13 protein-coding genes, 1 tRNA gene and 1 riboswitch are annotated in these 15,236 nt (G+C 28.7%); of the genes, 4 read left to right on the top strand and 10 right to left on the bottom strand.

What is annotated here, in order from left to right:
* Nucleotides 1-179: 179 nt before the first annotated feature.
* From BM027_RS09230 to bsh, 6 genes are all read right to left on the bottom strand, one after another.
* Nucleotides 180-1,763: a P-loop NTPase family protein gene (locus tag BM027_RS09230; protein ID WP_090091112.1), complete on the bottom strand. Its 1,584-nt coding sequence runs from the start codon at nucleotides 1,761-1,763 to the stop codon at nucleotides 180-182.
* 111 nt (nucleotides 1,764-1,874) lie between these two features.
* Nucleotides 1,875-2,024, bottom strand: coding sequence for a hypothetical protein (locus BM027_RS18510; protein WP_242943302.1), 150 nt, complete (start codon nucleotides 2,022-2,024; stop codon nucleotides 1,875-1,877).
* Nucleotides 2,025-2,127: 103 nt separating this feature from the next.
* The gene (locus tag BM027_RS09220; RefSeq protein WP_090091110.1) at nucleotides 2,128-2,307 is read right to left on the bottom strand and encodes a YjfB family protein; all 180 of its coding nucleotides are present in this window, start codon (nucleotides 2,305-2,307) and stop codon (nucleotides 2,128-2,130) included.
* A gap of 422 nt (nucleotides 2,308-2,729) precedes the next feature.
* Nucleotides 2,730-4,325 (bottom strand): flagellin N-terminal helical domain-containing protein, encoded by a 1,596-nt coding sequence (locus BM027_RS09215; RefSeq protein WP_090091108.1) that lies wholly within the window; start codon nucleotides 4,323-4,325, stop codon nucleotides 2,730-2,732.
* Between the two features lie 439 nt (nucleotides 4,326-4,764).
* Complete coding sequence (locus tag BM027_RS09210; RefSeq protein ID WP_090091105.1) at nucleotides 4,765-4,920, bottom strand: carbon storage regulator; 156 nt, start codon at nucleotides 4,918-4,920, stop codon at nucleotides 4,765-4,767.
* A gap of 649 nt (nucleotides 4,921-5,569) precedes the next feature.
* A complete protein-coding gene (bsh, locus tag BM027_RS09205) occupies nucleotides 5,570-6,559 on the bottom strand; it encodes a choloylglycine hydrolase (RefSeq protein WP_090091103.1) in 990 nt (329 codons plus the stop codon).
* Between the two features lie 291 nt (nucleotides 6,560-6,850).
* Here bsh and BM027_RS09200 point away from each other — a divergent pair, with 291 nt between their 5' ends.
* Complete coding sequence (locus BM027_RS09200; protein ID WP_090091101.1) at nucleotides 6,851-7,762, top strand: LysR family transcriptional regulator; 912 nt, start codon at nucleotides 6,851-6,853, stop codon at nucleotides 7,760-7,762.
* 14 nt (nucleotides 7,763-7,776) lie between these two features.
* On the opposite strand, the gene BM027_RS09195 is transcribed toward BM027_RS09200, so the two are convergent.
* Nucleotides 7,777-8,232 (bottom strand): GNAT family N-acetyltransferase, encoded by a 456-nt coding sequence (locus BM027_RS09195; protein WP_090091099.1) that lies wholly within the window; start codon nucleotides 8,230-8,232, stop codon nucleotides 7,777-7,779.
* Between the two features lie 154 nt (nucleotides 8,233-8,386).
* A complete protein-coding gene (sugE, locus tag BM027_RS09190; RefSeq protein ID WP_090091097.1) occupies nucleotides 8,387-8,698 on the bottom strand; it encodes a quaternary ammonium compound efflux SMR transporter SugE in 312 nt (103 codons plus the stop codon).
* A gap of 120 nt (nucleotides 8,699-8,818) precedes the next feature.
* Nucleotides 8,819-8,914: riboswitch (guanidine-I (ykkC/yxkD leader) on the bottom strand.
* 263 nt (nucleotides 8,915-9,177) lie between these two features.
* Between sugE and BM027_RS09185 the strand changes: the two genes are divergently transcribed.
* Nucleotides 9,178-9,253, top strand: a tRNA-Met gene (locus BM027_RS09185).
* Between the two features lie 161 nt (nucleotides 9,254-9,414).
* Here the strand turns inward: BM027_RS09185 and BM027_RS09180 are convergent.
* Nucleotides 9,415-10,779: a sugar porter family MFS transporter gene (locus BM027_RS09180; protein WP_090091095.1), complete on the bottom strand. Its 1,365-nt coding sequence runs from the start codon at nucleotides 10,777-10,779 to the stop codon at nucleotides 9,415-9,417.
* A 126-nt stretch (nucleotides 10,780-10,905) separates the two neighbouring features.
* Here BM027_RS09180 and BM027_RS09175 point away from each other — a divergent pair, with 126 nt between their 5' ends.
* Nucleotides 10,906-11,682 carry an alpha/beta hydrolase gene (locus BM027_RS09175; protein ID WP_090091085.1) on the top strand — a complete coding sequence of 259 codons (777 nt, stop codon included), beginning with the start codon at nucleotides 10,906-10,908 and terminating at the stop codon, nucleotides 11,680-11,682.
* Between the two features lie 145 nt (nucleotides 11,683-11,827).
* Nucleotides 11,828-12,865 (top strand): LacI family DNA-binding transcriptional regulator, encoded by a 1,038-nt coding sequence (locus BM027_RS09170; RefSeq protein ID WP_090091083.1) that lies wholly within the window; start codon nucleotides 11,828-11,830, stop codon nucleotides 12,863-12,865.
* A gap of 812 nt (nucleotides 12,866-13,677) precedes the next feature.
* Here the strand turns inward: BM027_RS09170 and BM027_RS09165 are convergent.
* Nucleotides 13,678-15,066 carry a L,D-transpeptidase family protein gene (locus BM027_RS09165; protein ID WP_090091081.1) on the bottom strand — a complete coding sequence of 463 codons (1,389 nt, stop codon included), beginning with the start codon at nucleotides 15,064-15,066 and terminating at the stop codon, nucleotides 13,678-13,680.
* Nucleotides 15,067-15,236 lie beyond the last annotated feature (170 nt).

Raw genomic sequence — 15,236 nt, 5'->3', positions numbered from 1 at the left:
AAACATATTTTTAGTATTTACTAAAAATAAAAAAATATTACCAGAAAACAAAATTTCCAGTAATATTTTAATGATAAATGTGTTAATAACACAAAACTATCTAGAGTCCCTTAATAATATAAGTAAAAAAGCTTAGTGCTGTAACACTAAGCTAATCCTAGAACGTTTTTACCCCTGTGTCAGCAATATACAGCTGTTATTTTCTTTTCTTTTCCATTAACTTTAACTATACTTTCATCTATTTCACCTATGTTATTTTCTGTTTTTCTAAAGTCAAACACTAAAAGATGTCCTTTGTTTAATCTATATTGTTCCAGATACTCTCCTAGTTGCAATAAACCTTTCTTATGATATTCTTCTCCTCGCCAAATTTTAAGCTCTAAAATATACATTCTTTTATTATAGGTTATTACTATATCAAATCTTTTTTCCTCTCCACCTTTTACTTCTTTAAAAGCAAAACCTGTTCCATTTATTATTGGACTTATAAATGCTAGAAAAACTAATCGTCCATCTTCTTCTAAAAATCCTTCTCTTTTTTCTGAATACTCATGTTTCATAAACTCTTGAAATTTTATAAGTACTTTTTCTATATCTAAATTTCCATCAGTTTTTATAAACTTTTTTCTTTCATTATAAGATCCTAAATCTATCGAAGTTTCTATTAATGAACTCATGTAATTATATATCCTTTGTTCATATATTCTATTATGAATTTTAACTTTTCCATTATAATTTTTAAATATGCCGTACATTATTCCTATGGCTATCATAATATTATCCTGATTATAACTAATTTCATAACCATCTAAAATTATCTTTTTCACCAACTCTTTAAGTTTAGTGTTATCCTCTATATTTTTAATAAGACTATCAAAATTAGTATTGCTTTCTTTTAATAATTGATTTACTGCCATATCCATATATTCTTTTTCCCATTTGAACTCATTTTCTGGCATTATCTTTTCATCTATAATTTTGCAAAGTTTACTTACTAAAAATGGATAGCCTGAAGTATAAAAGTAAAGTTTCTCTGAAAAATAATTTTTATCTAATTCTACTCTTTTATATTTTACATAATCATCAAGCATTGTTTCTATTTCTTCTACAGAAAAGCTCATATCTAAATCAAAGTCAGAAGCTATATTCCAAGGACTATTATACTTATGTTCTTCATCTGGTCTTATTTTTATTTTTAAACTCTTAACATCATGAACTCCTGCAAGAATTACACTATGGAAAGTATAATCTAATCCTTCATTTCTAAGTAAATACTTGTTTCTAAGCATACCTAAAAAACTTAAAAACAACTGATTATTGCTGCTTTTATCAACTTCATCTATCATTAATACTACTTTTTTATTGGATTTTGCAACAAATTTAGTTATAGCTCTTGATAAATCTCTAAAATTATCTACAGTATTTTTTTGTTCTTCTAAAAAATTAGCTAACTCAGAATTATTCAATAATACGCTATCTGCTAATATCTGCAAAAATTCTTTTGAAAATATTTCTTCATTTTCAAAAATTAAGTCTCCTATACCTTCAAAACTTATTTTTATAGGAAAATAATCTTCTCTTTCTTTTAAACCTTTATTTATTAAAAACAATGTGGTAGTTTTTCCATACTGTCTTGGTCTATTTATTATAAAATATTTTCCTTTATTAATTAACTTAAGAACATTTTCTAATTTATTAGATATATCAACCATATAATGCATATTAGGTATACATGTTCCTGTTATATTAAATTCCTTTTCCATAGCAAAATCACTTCCTTTTTCTTTCTGATAGCTTTATATCTATTCTACCATATTTAAATTTATTTAAACATAAATATAAGCACCAACAGCTATTCGTGTAGCCATTGATGCTCATTCTAGTATTCTTCTATCTTCTGTTCTTCTGCTTTCTCCATCTATTGCTCTGACCTGTGTTGTTAAGTCGTTTAACCTAACATTTAGTACTTCAAGTTCTCCTGGAGTAAGATTCTCTTGCTTAGTCTGCTCAGCTATTTCTCTCATTTGAATGAGCTTTTCCTCCATCATGTCTAGCATCTTCTGCCTGTACTGAACCCACATTCTTGTTGCAATTCTTGCTTTAATTCTTCTCTTTCATCCATTTATACTATACACTTACATCCAAGTTGTTGCCTAGATTAGGGTCTACTATAGAATTCTTCATTATTTCTGTCATCTGAATAGCATTGTCCTTACCAGTATCCATTGCCACCTTCATTATTGCTATACCAGCTGATTCTTGTACTCTGGATTGACTCATTACCATTGATAATGCTGCTATATCCATTTAAACACCTCCTACGCTCTCTTTTCACTCCATCTTTCTGCATGTATTCGCCACTTTTAGCCTTATAATTTGCATCATAATCATACCCACAGTTAAAACAAGTTCCATAATATTTTATCTTATCTCCTATATTATCACCAGATAAACTAATTATAGCACAACAATCTTTACAAACAACAGAATGAATAATTTTTCTCCTTCCTAAAATAAATTTAAGTTTTACAAAAAAGAAGCCAGAGCTTTCGCCCTGACTCCTTAATATTTCTTTTACAATCCTATTTTTAAGGAAACTCGACTCCCTTTGGTCGCTGGGTAAGTTCCACTAACTAAATCATAGATTTAGTTAAAGGAAACTCGACTTCCTACGGTAGCTGAGTAAGCGACTCACACAATTTTAGTTAAAACTAAAATTGGTTCCCTGCTTATCTTAATAATTGAAGAACTGCTTCTGGTTGTGATTTAGCTTGAGCAAGCATAGCTTGTGAAGCTTGACTAAGTATGTTGTTCTTTGAGAAGTTCATCATTTCTTTAGCCATGTCTACGTCTCTAATTCTTGATTCAGCAGATTGTAAGTTTTCAGATGAAGTTCCTAAGTTGTTTATTGTATGCTCTAATCTGTTTTGATAAGCACCTAACTTTGATCTTTCCGCTGATACTGTTTCGATAGCAGTTTGAATAGTTGTAATTGATTTACTTGCTTTATCTTGAGTTGATACATCTATACCAGCTTCAGTTACTGCGTCTGCAGTTTTTTCATTATTAGCAAATGTAGTTACTGTTGCTGCTGTAGTTGTTGCAGCTACAGTTACTTTATCATTAGCAGCTGTAAGATCCTTAAGTGCTTGACCCGCAATCGTGTTAATAGTCATTCCTGCATAATCTCCAGAAGTAACCTTTAAACTTGTAGCTGCTTTATCAGTAATATCAATTACTTGATTATCACCTGTTGCATTACTTATTGTAATCTTTTCTCCAGGCTTAACTTCAGCATTACCTGTGTTTGTAAGTTTATCAGCCATTCCAAAAACACCTGCAACTTTACCGATATCAGTACCATTGTAATTTACTGTTATTGCATTTGCTCCTGCAGTTTTAGCCTCAAGAGATATTTTACCGGAAGCATTTGTTATATTAACAACATCACTTAGTTTGCCACCAGTAGCATTTACAGCATTGCCTAAAAATGCTGTTGTATCAGTAATTGCATTATGTCCAGCTTTATCATCCCATGCTTTTAATGCAGTATTAGTTAATGTATAAGTATCAGCACCAACTTTAATAGTCATGTTAGTATCAGCATTAAGCTTAGATAAATCTGCTGAAGTAAAGTTAGCAGCACCATCTACCTTTGAAGCTGTAGCTGGTGATGCATTTACCTTAGAATATGCAAAAGTAATTACTGCTCCGTCTACCACTTTACTTCCTACAGTACTTTGAAATGTTGCACTTTTAACATTACCAGCACCTGTTCCAGTAGCAGTTACTAAATCTCTTGATACTCCTAATGACTTAGCATCCATAGCCTTAATAGATAGTTCTATATCTTGACCAGAATTAGCTCCGATATGGAATTTAGCTGCCTTTATTCCATTTGCATCAATTCCACCGTTTATAAGCTTTTGAGTATTGAACTCAGTATTGTTAGCTATTCTTGTTACTTCTTTAGCTAATTCATCCATTTCCTTTTGGATTTCTCCACGGTCAACTGATACGTTTGTATCATTTGATGATTGAACAGCAAGTTCTCTCATTCTTTGAAGAATGCTGTGAGTTTCATTTAAAGCACCTTCTGCTGTTTGAATCATTGATATACCATCTTGTCCATTTCTTGATGCTTGGTCTAATCCTCTGATTTGACCTCTCATTTTTTCTGAAATTGCAAGGCCTGCTGCGTCATCTCCAGCTCTGTTTATTCTTAAACCTGAGCTTAATTTCTCCATAGCTTTTCCAGTATTAGCTGTGTTTCCACCCATCATTCTGTGTGCGTTCATTGCGTTCATATTGTGATTGATTATCATAATTTTCTACCTCCTTGAATTTTAAAGTGGACATCCTTGTTCCACTGTTTTGAAATTTATAGTAACCCTTTCGGGTGAACTAACAAAAAAAAGAGCAATTAACGAACTCCGGTTTCCTACCAGAATTAATTAATTGCTCTTCCTGAGACTTGTATTAAATTTTAAAATATAAGTAAATTTTTCCATCAATAGGCTTTATATTGCAATATCAACATTATTTTAAAACAAAGCCATTTTAAAAATATAATTATAGAAAAAATAAAAGAGCAAACTAATTTAAACAAATTTTGCATCCTGCAACTTGCTTAAATTAATTTGCTCCTCCTGAGCTATTTTTTCTATTTATACTTAATTATCGTTACCTTAATAAATAACTTTATAGTATTTTTTAGAAATTTATGTTTTTATATTCTAAAATCATATATAGCACATTCTGAAACTAGTCGTGTACTAGTATTTCTCCTCTAGTTATCTTAATATCCTTTGGTGCATCTATTGCTAATCTTAGATCTCCATCTTCGGTTTTAATAACCATAACTTTTATATCTTTTCCAATCATAACAAATTCCCCAGGTTTTCTTCCTAATACTAACATCCAAATTTCCTCCTTGAAATAAACATTTTCTTATATATTTTACATTTTTTTATAAATTAAAAAAAGAAATAAAAGACTATGCTAGTAAAATTGCACCTCCTGTGCTTTACTTGCATGCTTTTACTCCTCCTGAGTTTATATTATTTAATTTATAAATTCTATATTTAAATTATCGTACAATACTTGTAAAACTTTATACTTTTTAATATTTTTTTCATTTTTTTCATATTAATAGTAATTTTGTCAAAATAATATCATAATCGATATTTCATCGATTCTATTTGAGTCTAAAATCTCTCAAATAATAAATAATATTAAAATTTTAATATAAAAATTAAATTAAAAGTAATACTCTATAAATTGAAAATTGCACTTAATAAAAATTTTAAACAATGTAAAATAAATGTTTGTTCCCATTTCTAATACATATTTTACCATAAAATTAATAAAATGTAAATTTAACTCAGTTTAAGATATAGCAAAATACATATATTTTATGCTAATCTTAATAAAATGATGATAAATAATAATATAGATTAAAAGGAGGCTGGATATTATGGAAATGTTAAGGCTTCATCTTCTAAGGTTCAAATGGATAGGTATTTCTCATAAGCAAACCCAACTTGAACCTTAAAATCACTTGATTAATTTAATTTTCTCTGAAAATTGTTTGTTCATTTCTAATAGGATAAGATTTAATATGAATACTATCTAATTCTTCATTAAATAGCTTAATAGCTGAAATTTGACAATTATCATATGTATTATAATAATATGTACCTGATTCACTACACATTGCAGATGTATATATTGTAATATCTTCACTTCCTTCACTCGTCACAACTGCACCTTTAGGTATTTGACAATTAGAAAGGATATGAAAAATACCATTAATTCCTTCAATTTCATTATCAATATGTGTTAAATTATTTTTTAAATATGTTGCTCTAACAAAACGAGAAGAAGGAGTAAAATCTCCTGGTAAACCAAATGTGCCTGAACCTTGGCTAAATGCAGATAAATCTAAATCCCCCCATGTAATTGGATCAAATTGTTTAGATCTTACAGCAATATATTGGCGTAAATTAGTTAAATGCCATTGAAAATCTGGACTATTTGTCATAACTCCAACTGGATTATCAAAAACATGTAATCCTGTAGCTGTTCTTTCAACAACAATACTTTTTCCTGATTTATCAGATAAAATCCAATGTAATGGTGGTGTTAAATTTAATAAAGAAAGAGGCTTATCAATAATTTCTAAATCTTTTAATGCTATTTTTACTTCATCTAAATTTTCAAATTGAGATAATGCCCATAATACAAAATCATATGATGTAATATTTTCTTTATCTTTAACTTCTATTTTTGAATATTCCGCAAAACCTGGTAAATAAAGCGTTGCACACATTAATCCTTTTTCATTTAATCCATCAGCTAAAATTGGATGTCCATCTATAATAACTGACATACCTATAAAAGCATATTTTGTTTTTCTTTCTTGCTTATCTATAATATTAGTCCATCCATAATTTCTTGGAATAATATTAATTGACTGATTAAATTCAATTGCAAAATCCATTGTACGTCCAAGTAAATGTTGTCCATTTTTTGTTTCTAATGTTAAACTAGTACACATTTTTAACACTTCCTTCTACTTAATTTATCCAATGTTTACGACTATAATACTTCATATTCTGAAATATATAACTAAGAGTTGTTACATCCCCAAATAAGTTTTCCTAATACTCAGATGGATATAATGTATTCATATAAGAAAACTATATTTGAGAATAAAAACTCTAGCAAACTCCATCTGAATCTAAGAATATCTTGATATTATAAGTTTACAACTCGAATGTATTTAAGTAAAATTAAATATAATTAACTTATTGTTAAGTAAAATTAAATGTAAAAGGAGATCTATACTATGAATTTTGAACAACTTAAAATTATTACTACATTATCACAAGAAAAAAGCTTTTCCAAAACTGCAAATAAACTTCATCTAACTACTTCAGCTGTTAGTCAAGCAGTTTCAAATTTAGAAAAAGAACTTGGAATTACTATATTTAATCGTTCAAAACAAGGTACTTTTGCAACTACTCAAGGACAATACATAATTAAAAATTCTCATGTTATATTACAAAAACAACGTGATATCTATTCATATACTTCTAATAAATTTAATTTTCCTAAAATCAAATTAATAATTGGTTCTATTCCTGGTGTCAACTACCCCCTTATAAAATCCATAAAAGTATTACAAACTGAATTTCCTTTTATTCAAGTTTCAATTATCGAACAAAATACTACAGAACTTTTAAAATCACTACAACAAGAGAAATTAGATTTTGCTCTAATTGCTTTTACTGATAATATAAAAAATCACAATCTTCCATATGACCTCACTAAAGTTACAAATGGTTCATTTTGTTTTGCAATAAACAAACTTTCTGCTCTAGCTTACAATAATATTTTGACATATGATGAAATTATTAAACAGCCATTAGCTATTTATCAAGATGATTTCATATTAAACTATTTAAGCAATTTAGAAGCTAAAACTCAAAAGTCAGCAAATATTTTATTTGAAACCAATAATCTTAATTCTATTATGAATGCTATTAAAGAAAATATAGCCATTTCATTTGGTCCTGATTATACTATAATAAATGACTTTCCAGAAAAGATAGATCATATAAAAATACTTTCAATTGAAGAAGATATTGATGCAATTAGTCCTTCATTATGGTTTATACAAACAAAAAATAGATCTATGGTTGAACTAGGAGATATGCTATTAACTTTTATCAAACAAAATATTAAAACTATCCATTAAGCACCAAAATATTATTAAAATTTACTTCCTTTAAAAACAAATTTTTGACATGGGTACCCAAATTCCATAATTAGTTCTTCTTCAACAAATCCTAAATTTTTATATAATGCTCTTGCAGCTTTTCCTTTAACATCATTTTCTCTATAGGTAGTTACTATAATTTCTGAGCCTTTTGGAAAATGTTCATACATTTTTTCAATTAGAGCAGTGGCTATCCCTTTTTTTCTATACTCTGGGTGCACTGCAAGAAAAGCGATTTCCTTATTTTCATACGAAAATATTAATACTCCAATTGCATTAGTGTTATCTTTGACAATCAAAGCGTTTCTTTCTTTAATACTTTCTTTTAAAATTTTTCTATAATCTTCAAGAACTAATCCTGGAAAATTATCCTTAACAATTTCAATTAAATTCATCCAAATGTCTATATCTATTTCCTTTGCAGAATTTACAAATATTTTATTATTCATTTTTTCACCTCATAATTTATAATGATATTCTTTTAAATTAATATTTTTCCTACCATCTTTTAGTTTCATCCTTCCTTTTTATAAATACTAAACTAATTATTTTTAGTAATTTCTTATCATATTCCTATTACTTCATTTGATATTATTGGTATAGCTATGTTAATTTTAATCCAATAATTCCACTAACTATTAATACAATACAAATTATACGCATAGCATCAAATGGTTCTTTAAACAAAACAATACCTAGAATGACAGTTCCTACAGTTCCTATACCTGTCCAAATTGCATATGCAGTACCTATTGGAAGGTTTTTTAGAGATAATGATAAAAAATAGAAACTTGCAATCATCCCTATTAAAGTTAACATACTAGGTATCATTTTTGTAAATCCTTGTGAATATTTTAATCCAATTGCCCACCCTACTTCAAAAAATCCTGCTATCACTAAATAAACCCATTCCATAATTTCTCACTCCTTAAATTAGTGTATTCTTTATTTTACAATTAATATAATGATAATATTTCTTGGCATAATTCTAAAATAAGTAAAAAATAAAAAAGCCAAAAGAAATATTATTAAAATATCTCCCAGGCTTTTATCCTTCCGTGTACACAATTAACTGTGCGCTTTCTCTCGGACCTGCCAGTTATAAACTGCGGAACCCTAGAAAACTATATAGATTTTTTAAATTTCAACTAATAAATGAATTTTAGCATAAGATAATATTTAAATCAACTTCATATTACTTTTTTGTTTACATTTGTAGATTTAATTTGTCAATATAATATTTAATTATCTCCCAATGTTTCTTGTTTACCGGTAATATATACAAATGGTAATTATCTTACTACACTTACTGCTAAGCATATATTTAATTTCCTTGACTTTCAGTATTTGTTAAGGTATAGTAAGAATCTAGACAAGCCTTACAAATATATTGACGCGGGGTGGAGCAGCTGGTAGCTCGTCGGGCTCATAACCCGAAGGTCGTAGGTTCAAGTCCTGCCCCCGCAACCATAAAACACCTATACTTACGTATAGGTGTTTTTTATTTTATATTAAGCTATAAACGTAAACCTCAAATATATCTTTACCCTGAATATTTATCCCTTCGAATTAAAAATAGTTTTTAATTTAATTTCCATTGTATAACAGGTTTGTTGGCTAAAGCAACTATTTTAAACCCAAATTTGTTCTATCTCTTCAAGTGATTTGTCTTTTGTTTCTGGAAGTGCTACCCATGTATAGAAGAAAGAAATAATACACATCATACCAAAGAAACTAAATGTTATTCCACCGCCGAAACGAGATAAAATTATTGGGAACAATTGTGAAATCATCCAATTTGCTACCCACATAAAAAATGTTGCAATTGACATTGCTCTTCCACGAACTTGGTTTGGAAAAATTTCACCTAGGATAACCCATACAACAGGTCCCATAGAAACATTAAACAAAAATAAGTATAATACAATGAAAATACTTGTTAATATTCCTAAATTCAAATTAAAATGTAGCGAAATACCAACAAGACCTTGCATGCAAGCCATACCTAAACTACCAAGCATTAAAAGTTTTTTACGACCAATTTTATCAATAAGCCACATAGAACAAAATACACCTGCGAAAGCTGCTACACCTATCATTGAAATAGTAAGTGTTCCCATATCTCCATTTGCACCAGCTGCTTTAAATACTTGTGGAGCATAATAAATAATAACATTGATACCCACTAATTGTTGCAATACAGCTAAGATAATACCTACTCTAAGTGCTTTTTTTATTCCTGGAGATTTAAAATCAGACCATGAATTTTTTTTATTAACTTTAATTGAATGTTGAATATTAATGAGCTCTTTATTAGCTTCTAGAGTTCCATTAATCTTTTCTAAAATTATTTTGGCTTCTTCACTTTTACCTTTAGCTATTAACCATCTTGGACTTTCAGGTATTGGCAATAAAATAAGTAGGTAAAGCAATGCAGGAACACCAGCTAGTCCTAAAATTAAACGCCATCCAGTATTAATTTTCCATACTGAATCAGCACCATTCATTATGCCAGCATTAATAAAATAAACAGATACAATACCAATAGCACAAGCAAATTGATAAGTTGAACCTAAACGTCCTCTCATATGAGAAGGTGCAACTTCAGAAATATATGTAACTGATAATACAGAAGCCATTCCAATACCAACGCCCCCAACTAAACGTGCTAAAATAATAACTGCTACATTTGGTGCAAGAGATTGGATAACTGAGGATACTGCAAATAATATTGCTGAAATTGCTAGTACCTTTTTACGACCTATCCAATCACTAAAAGAACCGGAAATTAATACTCCAATAACTCCACCGATTAAAATACTTGAAACTACAAATCCAACCATTGCACTACTAAATTGGAATTTAGCTTGAATTGATTCAATTGCCCCTGAAATAACAGCTGAATCATATCCATATAGTAGCCCACCAAAAGCAGCGGCTATGCAAATAAAGACAATAAAAATAATAGATCCTTTTTCCTTTTGAATTTTGTTCATAATTATCCTCCTTTAATTTTCCCTCAAACGTTTAACGTATAACGTTTACTTTTTATAATCTTTATGATAAACTATGAAAGAAAATAATACAAGTGTTTTTAAAATAATTAAAAGGAGTTGCTTTTTATGGCGTTAATTACATGTAATTTTTATTCAGATGTTTTAGAGATTTCTACCTCAGCGATAGTTATCATACCAGAACAAAAAAAAGAAGGTGGTAAGGTAGGAGAAATAGATATTAATAAAAAATATCCGACTCTTTGGTTATTACACGGGCTTTCTGATGATGCTACTTCATGGACTAGACAATCATCTATAGAACGTTATGCTAATGAACGTGGTATTGCAGTTGTTATGCCACAAGTTCAACGTAGTTTTTATGCGAATATGTGCTATGGAGGTAACTATTGGACATTCCTAACAATCGAATTGCCTAAAAAAGTGCGTCATTTCTTTCCATTATCTTGTGAAAGAAATGATAATTTTATAGCTGGTTTATCTATGGGCGGATATGGAGCTTACAAATGGGCTTTCAATTATCCTAACCTTTTTTCAGCAGTTGCTTCTCTTTCTGGGGTAGTTGATATTAAAAACTTCCCTAATAATAAAGATGTGCAAATGAAAGATTTTGATTTAATTTATGGAAACCACGAAATTGAGGGTACTAAACATGATTTGTATTATTTAACAAGAGATGAAAATATAGAAGATCTTTCTCATTTACATGTCTATCAATGTTGTGGCACAGAAGATTTCTTATATGAAGATAATGTTAGATTCCGCGACAATCTTCAGAATAAATTACCTAATTATGTTTATTCTGAAGGACCTGGTTCACACGAATGGAATTTCTGGGATCAACAAATTAAAAAAATAATTAATTGGTTACCGATAAAAGAGTAAAGTTAAAAAAGAAATTTAGCATTTCACAAAAATAATGGTATAGTAAATATATATTAAAATGTCTCTTGAAACACCTAAAAAATACACTTTTACATTAATATATAAAAAGAGAGCCAATTATTTATAGAAAGAGAGCCAATTATTTATGAGTAAAAAAGTTACTATTAGTGAAGTTGCTAAAGCCGCCAATGTTTCTGTTGCAACTGTTTCTCGGATATTAAACAAAAAAGATGGGAACATAAAAATTAGCGAAAATACAAAAACAAAAGTGCTTGATATATCGAATTCTTTAGGATATCAACAAAATCCTTTTGCATCTGCTTTGCGTACAAAAAACACAGGTGTACTAGGAGTAATCATAAGGGATATTATGGATCCCCTGCTATCTAAAATCGTAAAAGAAGTGCAAAATTATGTACATGAAAAAAACTTAGAATTATTTATTGGTCATACTGATTACCAATATGAAACAGCAAAACGACAATTAAATGCTATGGTCAATTACTTGTTTGATGGATTAATAATACTTGATAACCTTTCTGAAAATGATTTATTTATACAAAATATAAAAAAACAAGGTGTTCCTTTTGTTGCTATCGCAGGTGATATTGAAAATTTTGTTAGTCCTGTCATTCGTACAGATGAAAAAAAAGGTATTGAAATGGCAGTAAATCACTTAATCATGTTAGAACATGAAAATATTGGTTATATAGGTAACCAACTCTTGGGAGTTAAGCATAGATTTAATTATTTTAAAAAAGAAATTGAAGCAATGAAACTACCTGCAAATTCAAAGGCATGGCAAAATGATATTAAAAAAAAGTCAATGATTACCGATTATCTAATGAACATACAAAAACTATCTTCTCCACCTACAGCTATTGTTTGCGCAACAGATAAATTAGCTTTACAAACAATTAGCAGTGCACAACAGATTGGAATTAAAATTCCAGAAGATTTATCAATTATTGGATTCGATGATATTGAAGAAGCATCAGAGTATTTTCCTTCTTTAACTACCATACAGCAATCCGTTTCTGAAATAACTGCTACTGCCATTGATCAATTAATTTCTATGATACAAGACAAAGAGAAAGAATATCCAAAAGAACAGATAATTGAACCTAAATTAATAGTTCGTTCTTCAACATCTATTAATAATCATAAAAGTAAACATTCTTAAGTGAGATTCAAAAAGTGAGAGTCCAAATTTTATATTTGGTTACTCAAACTTTCTCTGTGCGCATTTTATATTTTGTTCCTTGAACTTACTCAGCGAATGCATATTAGTCGAGTTTCCTATAAAAATTTCACTGTCCATGAGTTTTATGTAACAATATCAACACGTTTTTAAAACAAAGCATTATTTAAAATTTGATACAATAAGTAGAACAATATTTTTAGAAATTCCATAAAAAGAAAGTTCGAGAAGCCAAATCTTGTATTTGTCTTCTCGAACTTTTTCTTTAAGCTTAATTCTTAATTGGCACTAAAATTGTACATTAAGAAGTCTGTGAAGCAACTTCTTTTATAGAGCATTTACATTACAATCTTCTAATGCTTTAAACACCTCTTCACTTGAAATTTTTTTCAGTAACTGTTGCATTAGATAAAATTACAGATACAAAACTTGAAGAATTCCCTGATATCTTCTGCTATTCATTACCTTATAGCACATCTACAAAAAGAAATGGGGATATGACTACTCAAGAATATATAACCTCAACAACAGAAAAAAATTTCTAAATATGCTTTTTTAGAAATATGGATATGTATAAAAAGAAATAGAATTTATATTTACGAAAGATGCATCAAGAAAATGAACTTTAGTGTTTCATTATTTTTAAAATTAACTTGGCGTTAAGAAATAACTATTGTTTGAACCTTTAGGTGAGTTTAGTTATTTTAGCTAAGTTAATTTTAAAAATGATAGAAACTCTTAGTTCATTTTCTAGCATCTAAAGTAATATAAATTCTATTTCTTAAAAGCACAAATTACTCTGAATAACAAACAATAGGAGTTCCTGCATCAATATTATCAAATATTTTATTTGCTAATTCGTATGGTGCATTTACACATCCATGAGAACCACTTGTCATATAGATGTCTTTCCCAAATTGTGACCTCCAAGTTGCATCATGAATCCCGATATTTCCGTTAAAAGGTAACCAGAAATCAACTGGTGCAGCATAATTTTCACCCTTTAATGTAGCATGTTTTTCTTTATAAGTTAATCTATAAGTCCCTACTGGTGTTCCACAATTATTGCTTACATTACCAGTAACTACATCTCCCTCTGTAATAAGAGAGCCTTTTTTATAAAACCATAAATGTTGTTTTGTCATATCAAGTTCTACATATGTGTCTCCAATATCATTATTATCACGAGATACTCCTGTTTGTGAGTATATTGGTTCTTTTGTTATATCTTGTCCTTTTTTTACGATTTCAATTAAATCTTTAACTTCTTCAGACTTATTAATAATCCAACCATAATTACCGCCACTAACTTGTATTGTTTTTGCTGATGATGTAACAAAGTCTCTAGTCTTACCAAATGTATTATACTTACTTGCCAGTGAATCTACATAACTTCTCACCTTTTTCTCATTAAATACAACATTCATATCTTTATCAACATCAAGCCATTTATTTATAGTAGAACCATCTATGGCTTCTTTCTTATCAGCAAAAGTATATGTAATTTTCAAGCTGGTATACTTATTAAACAGATCTTTAGCATCAATAACTTCCTTAGATTTTGAAGTATATTTTGGATTTTCATAACAATTTTCTGCATCTAAATTTAATGTCTTTTTACCTGCAAGAATTGCATTTCCCACATTTTCATATATGGTATCTTTATTGATTTTATTTCCATTAACTTCATCTACAATCTCATAGCCATTATCTGTATATTTAAAACTAGCATCTTTAGGTTCAATTATATCACTGCTATTAAAAGAAGATAATTTATTTAATTTTTCTTTCAATGAATTTTCATCAAAAGTCACTATTCCATCTATTTGCGAATGACTTTTACTAAAAAGTGACGTAAGCCATCCTAAAGGATTCTGACTATCTTTAAGATTTTTAATTTTATCCTTTGGATCATATGCTAATCCAATATCATCTCCCTTAATTTCTTCTTTCATATCGCCTCGTTCTTCTAATTCCAATGCATAAGTACTAATAGCTGATGATATTTGTTCATCAGCTTGCTTAACAGTTTTACCTGCAATATCAATTCCATTAATTTGAGAACCAAAATAAAAATGATTCATAAAAAATACTGATACTCCCAAATACATAGCCATTAAAGTACAAAGTGATATTATAAGACCTTTTTTATTTTTGCTGTGTTTATGTCTTCGTTTTTTCATAATAATTATCCATCTCTCTTATTATACAAACTAAAATTTAATAATTTGTTTCTTTTTGGTAAATGACTTAAGCCTTTAATTGTATATTATATTACATTTTCTCTGCTTTTATGATTTTTTCTAATTTAAGCATATAATATTATTATAAAACATTAGACACATTAAGTCGA

It is taken from the genome of Clostridium uliginosum (assembly GCF_900112485.1).
GTDB lineage: Bacteria > Bacillota > Clostridia > Clostridiales > Clostridiaceae > Clostridium > Clostridium uliginosum.
The sequence above is the reverse complement of the archived record's forward strand: the minus strand, read 5'-3'. Positions and strand labels throughout refer to the sequence as shown.

Bases quoted from the DNA above. Each gene is read 5' to 3' on its own strand.
- BM027_RS09175 (WP_090091085.1), top strand. From the start codon at position 10,906: ATGGCGTTAATTACATGTAATTTTTATTCAGATGTTTTAGAGATTTCT.
- sugE (WP_090091097.1), bottom strand. From the start codon at position 8,698: ATGGAATGGGTTTATTTAGTGATAGCAGGATTTTTTGAAGTAGGGTGG.
- BM027_RS09210 (WP_090091105.1), bottom strand. From the start codon at position 4,920: ATGTTAGTATTAGGAAGAAAACCTGGGGAATTTGTTATGATTGGAAAA.
- BM027_RS09200 (WP_090091101.1), top strand. From the start codon at position 6,851: ATGAATTTTGAACAACTTAAAATTATTACTACATTATCACAAGAAAAA.
- BM027_RS09165 (WP_090091081.1), bottom strand. From the start codon at position 15,066: ATGAAAAAACGAAGACATAAACACAGCAAAAATAAAAAAGGTCTTATA.
- BM027_RS09230 (WP_090091112.1), bottom strand. From the start codon at position 1,763: ATGGAAAAGGAATTTAATATAACAGGAACATGTATACCTAATATGCAT.
- bsh (WP_090091103.1), bottom strand. From the start codon at position 6,559: ATGTGTACTAGTTTAACATTAGAAACAAAAAATGGACAACATTTACTT.
- BM027_RS09170 (WP_090091083.1), top strand. From the start codon at position 11,828: ATGAGTAAAAAAGTTACTATTAGTGAAGTTGCTAAAGCCGCCAATGTT.
- BM027_RS09220 (WP_090091110.1), bottom strand. From the start codon at position 2,307: ATGGATATAGCAGCATTATCAATGGTAATGAGTCAATCCAGAGTACAA.
- BM027_RS09215 (WP_090091108.1), bottom strand. From the start codon at position 4,325: ATGATAATCAATCACAATATGAACGCAATGAACGCACACAGAATGATG.
- BM027_RS09195 (WP_090091099.1), bottom strand. From the start codon at position 8,232: ATGAATAATAAAATATTTGTAAATTCTGCAAAGGAAATAGATATAGAC.
- BM027_RS09180 (WP_090091095.1), bottom strand. From the start codon at position 10,779: ATGAACAAAATTCAAAAGGAAAAAGGATCTATTATTTTTATTGTCTTT.
- BM027_RS18510 (WP_242943302.1), bottom strand. From the start codon at position 2,024: ATGAGAGAAATAGCTGAGCAGACTAAGCAAGAGAATCTTACTCCAGGA.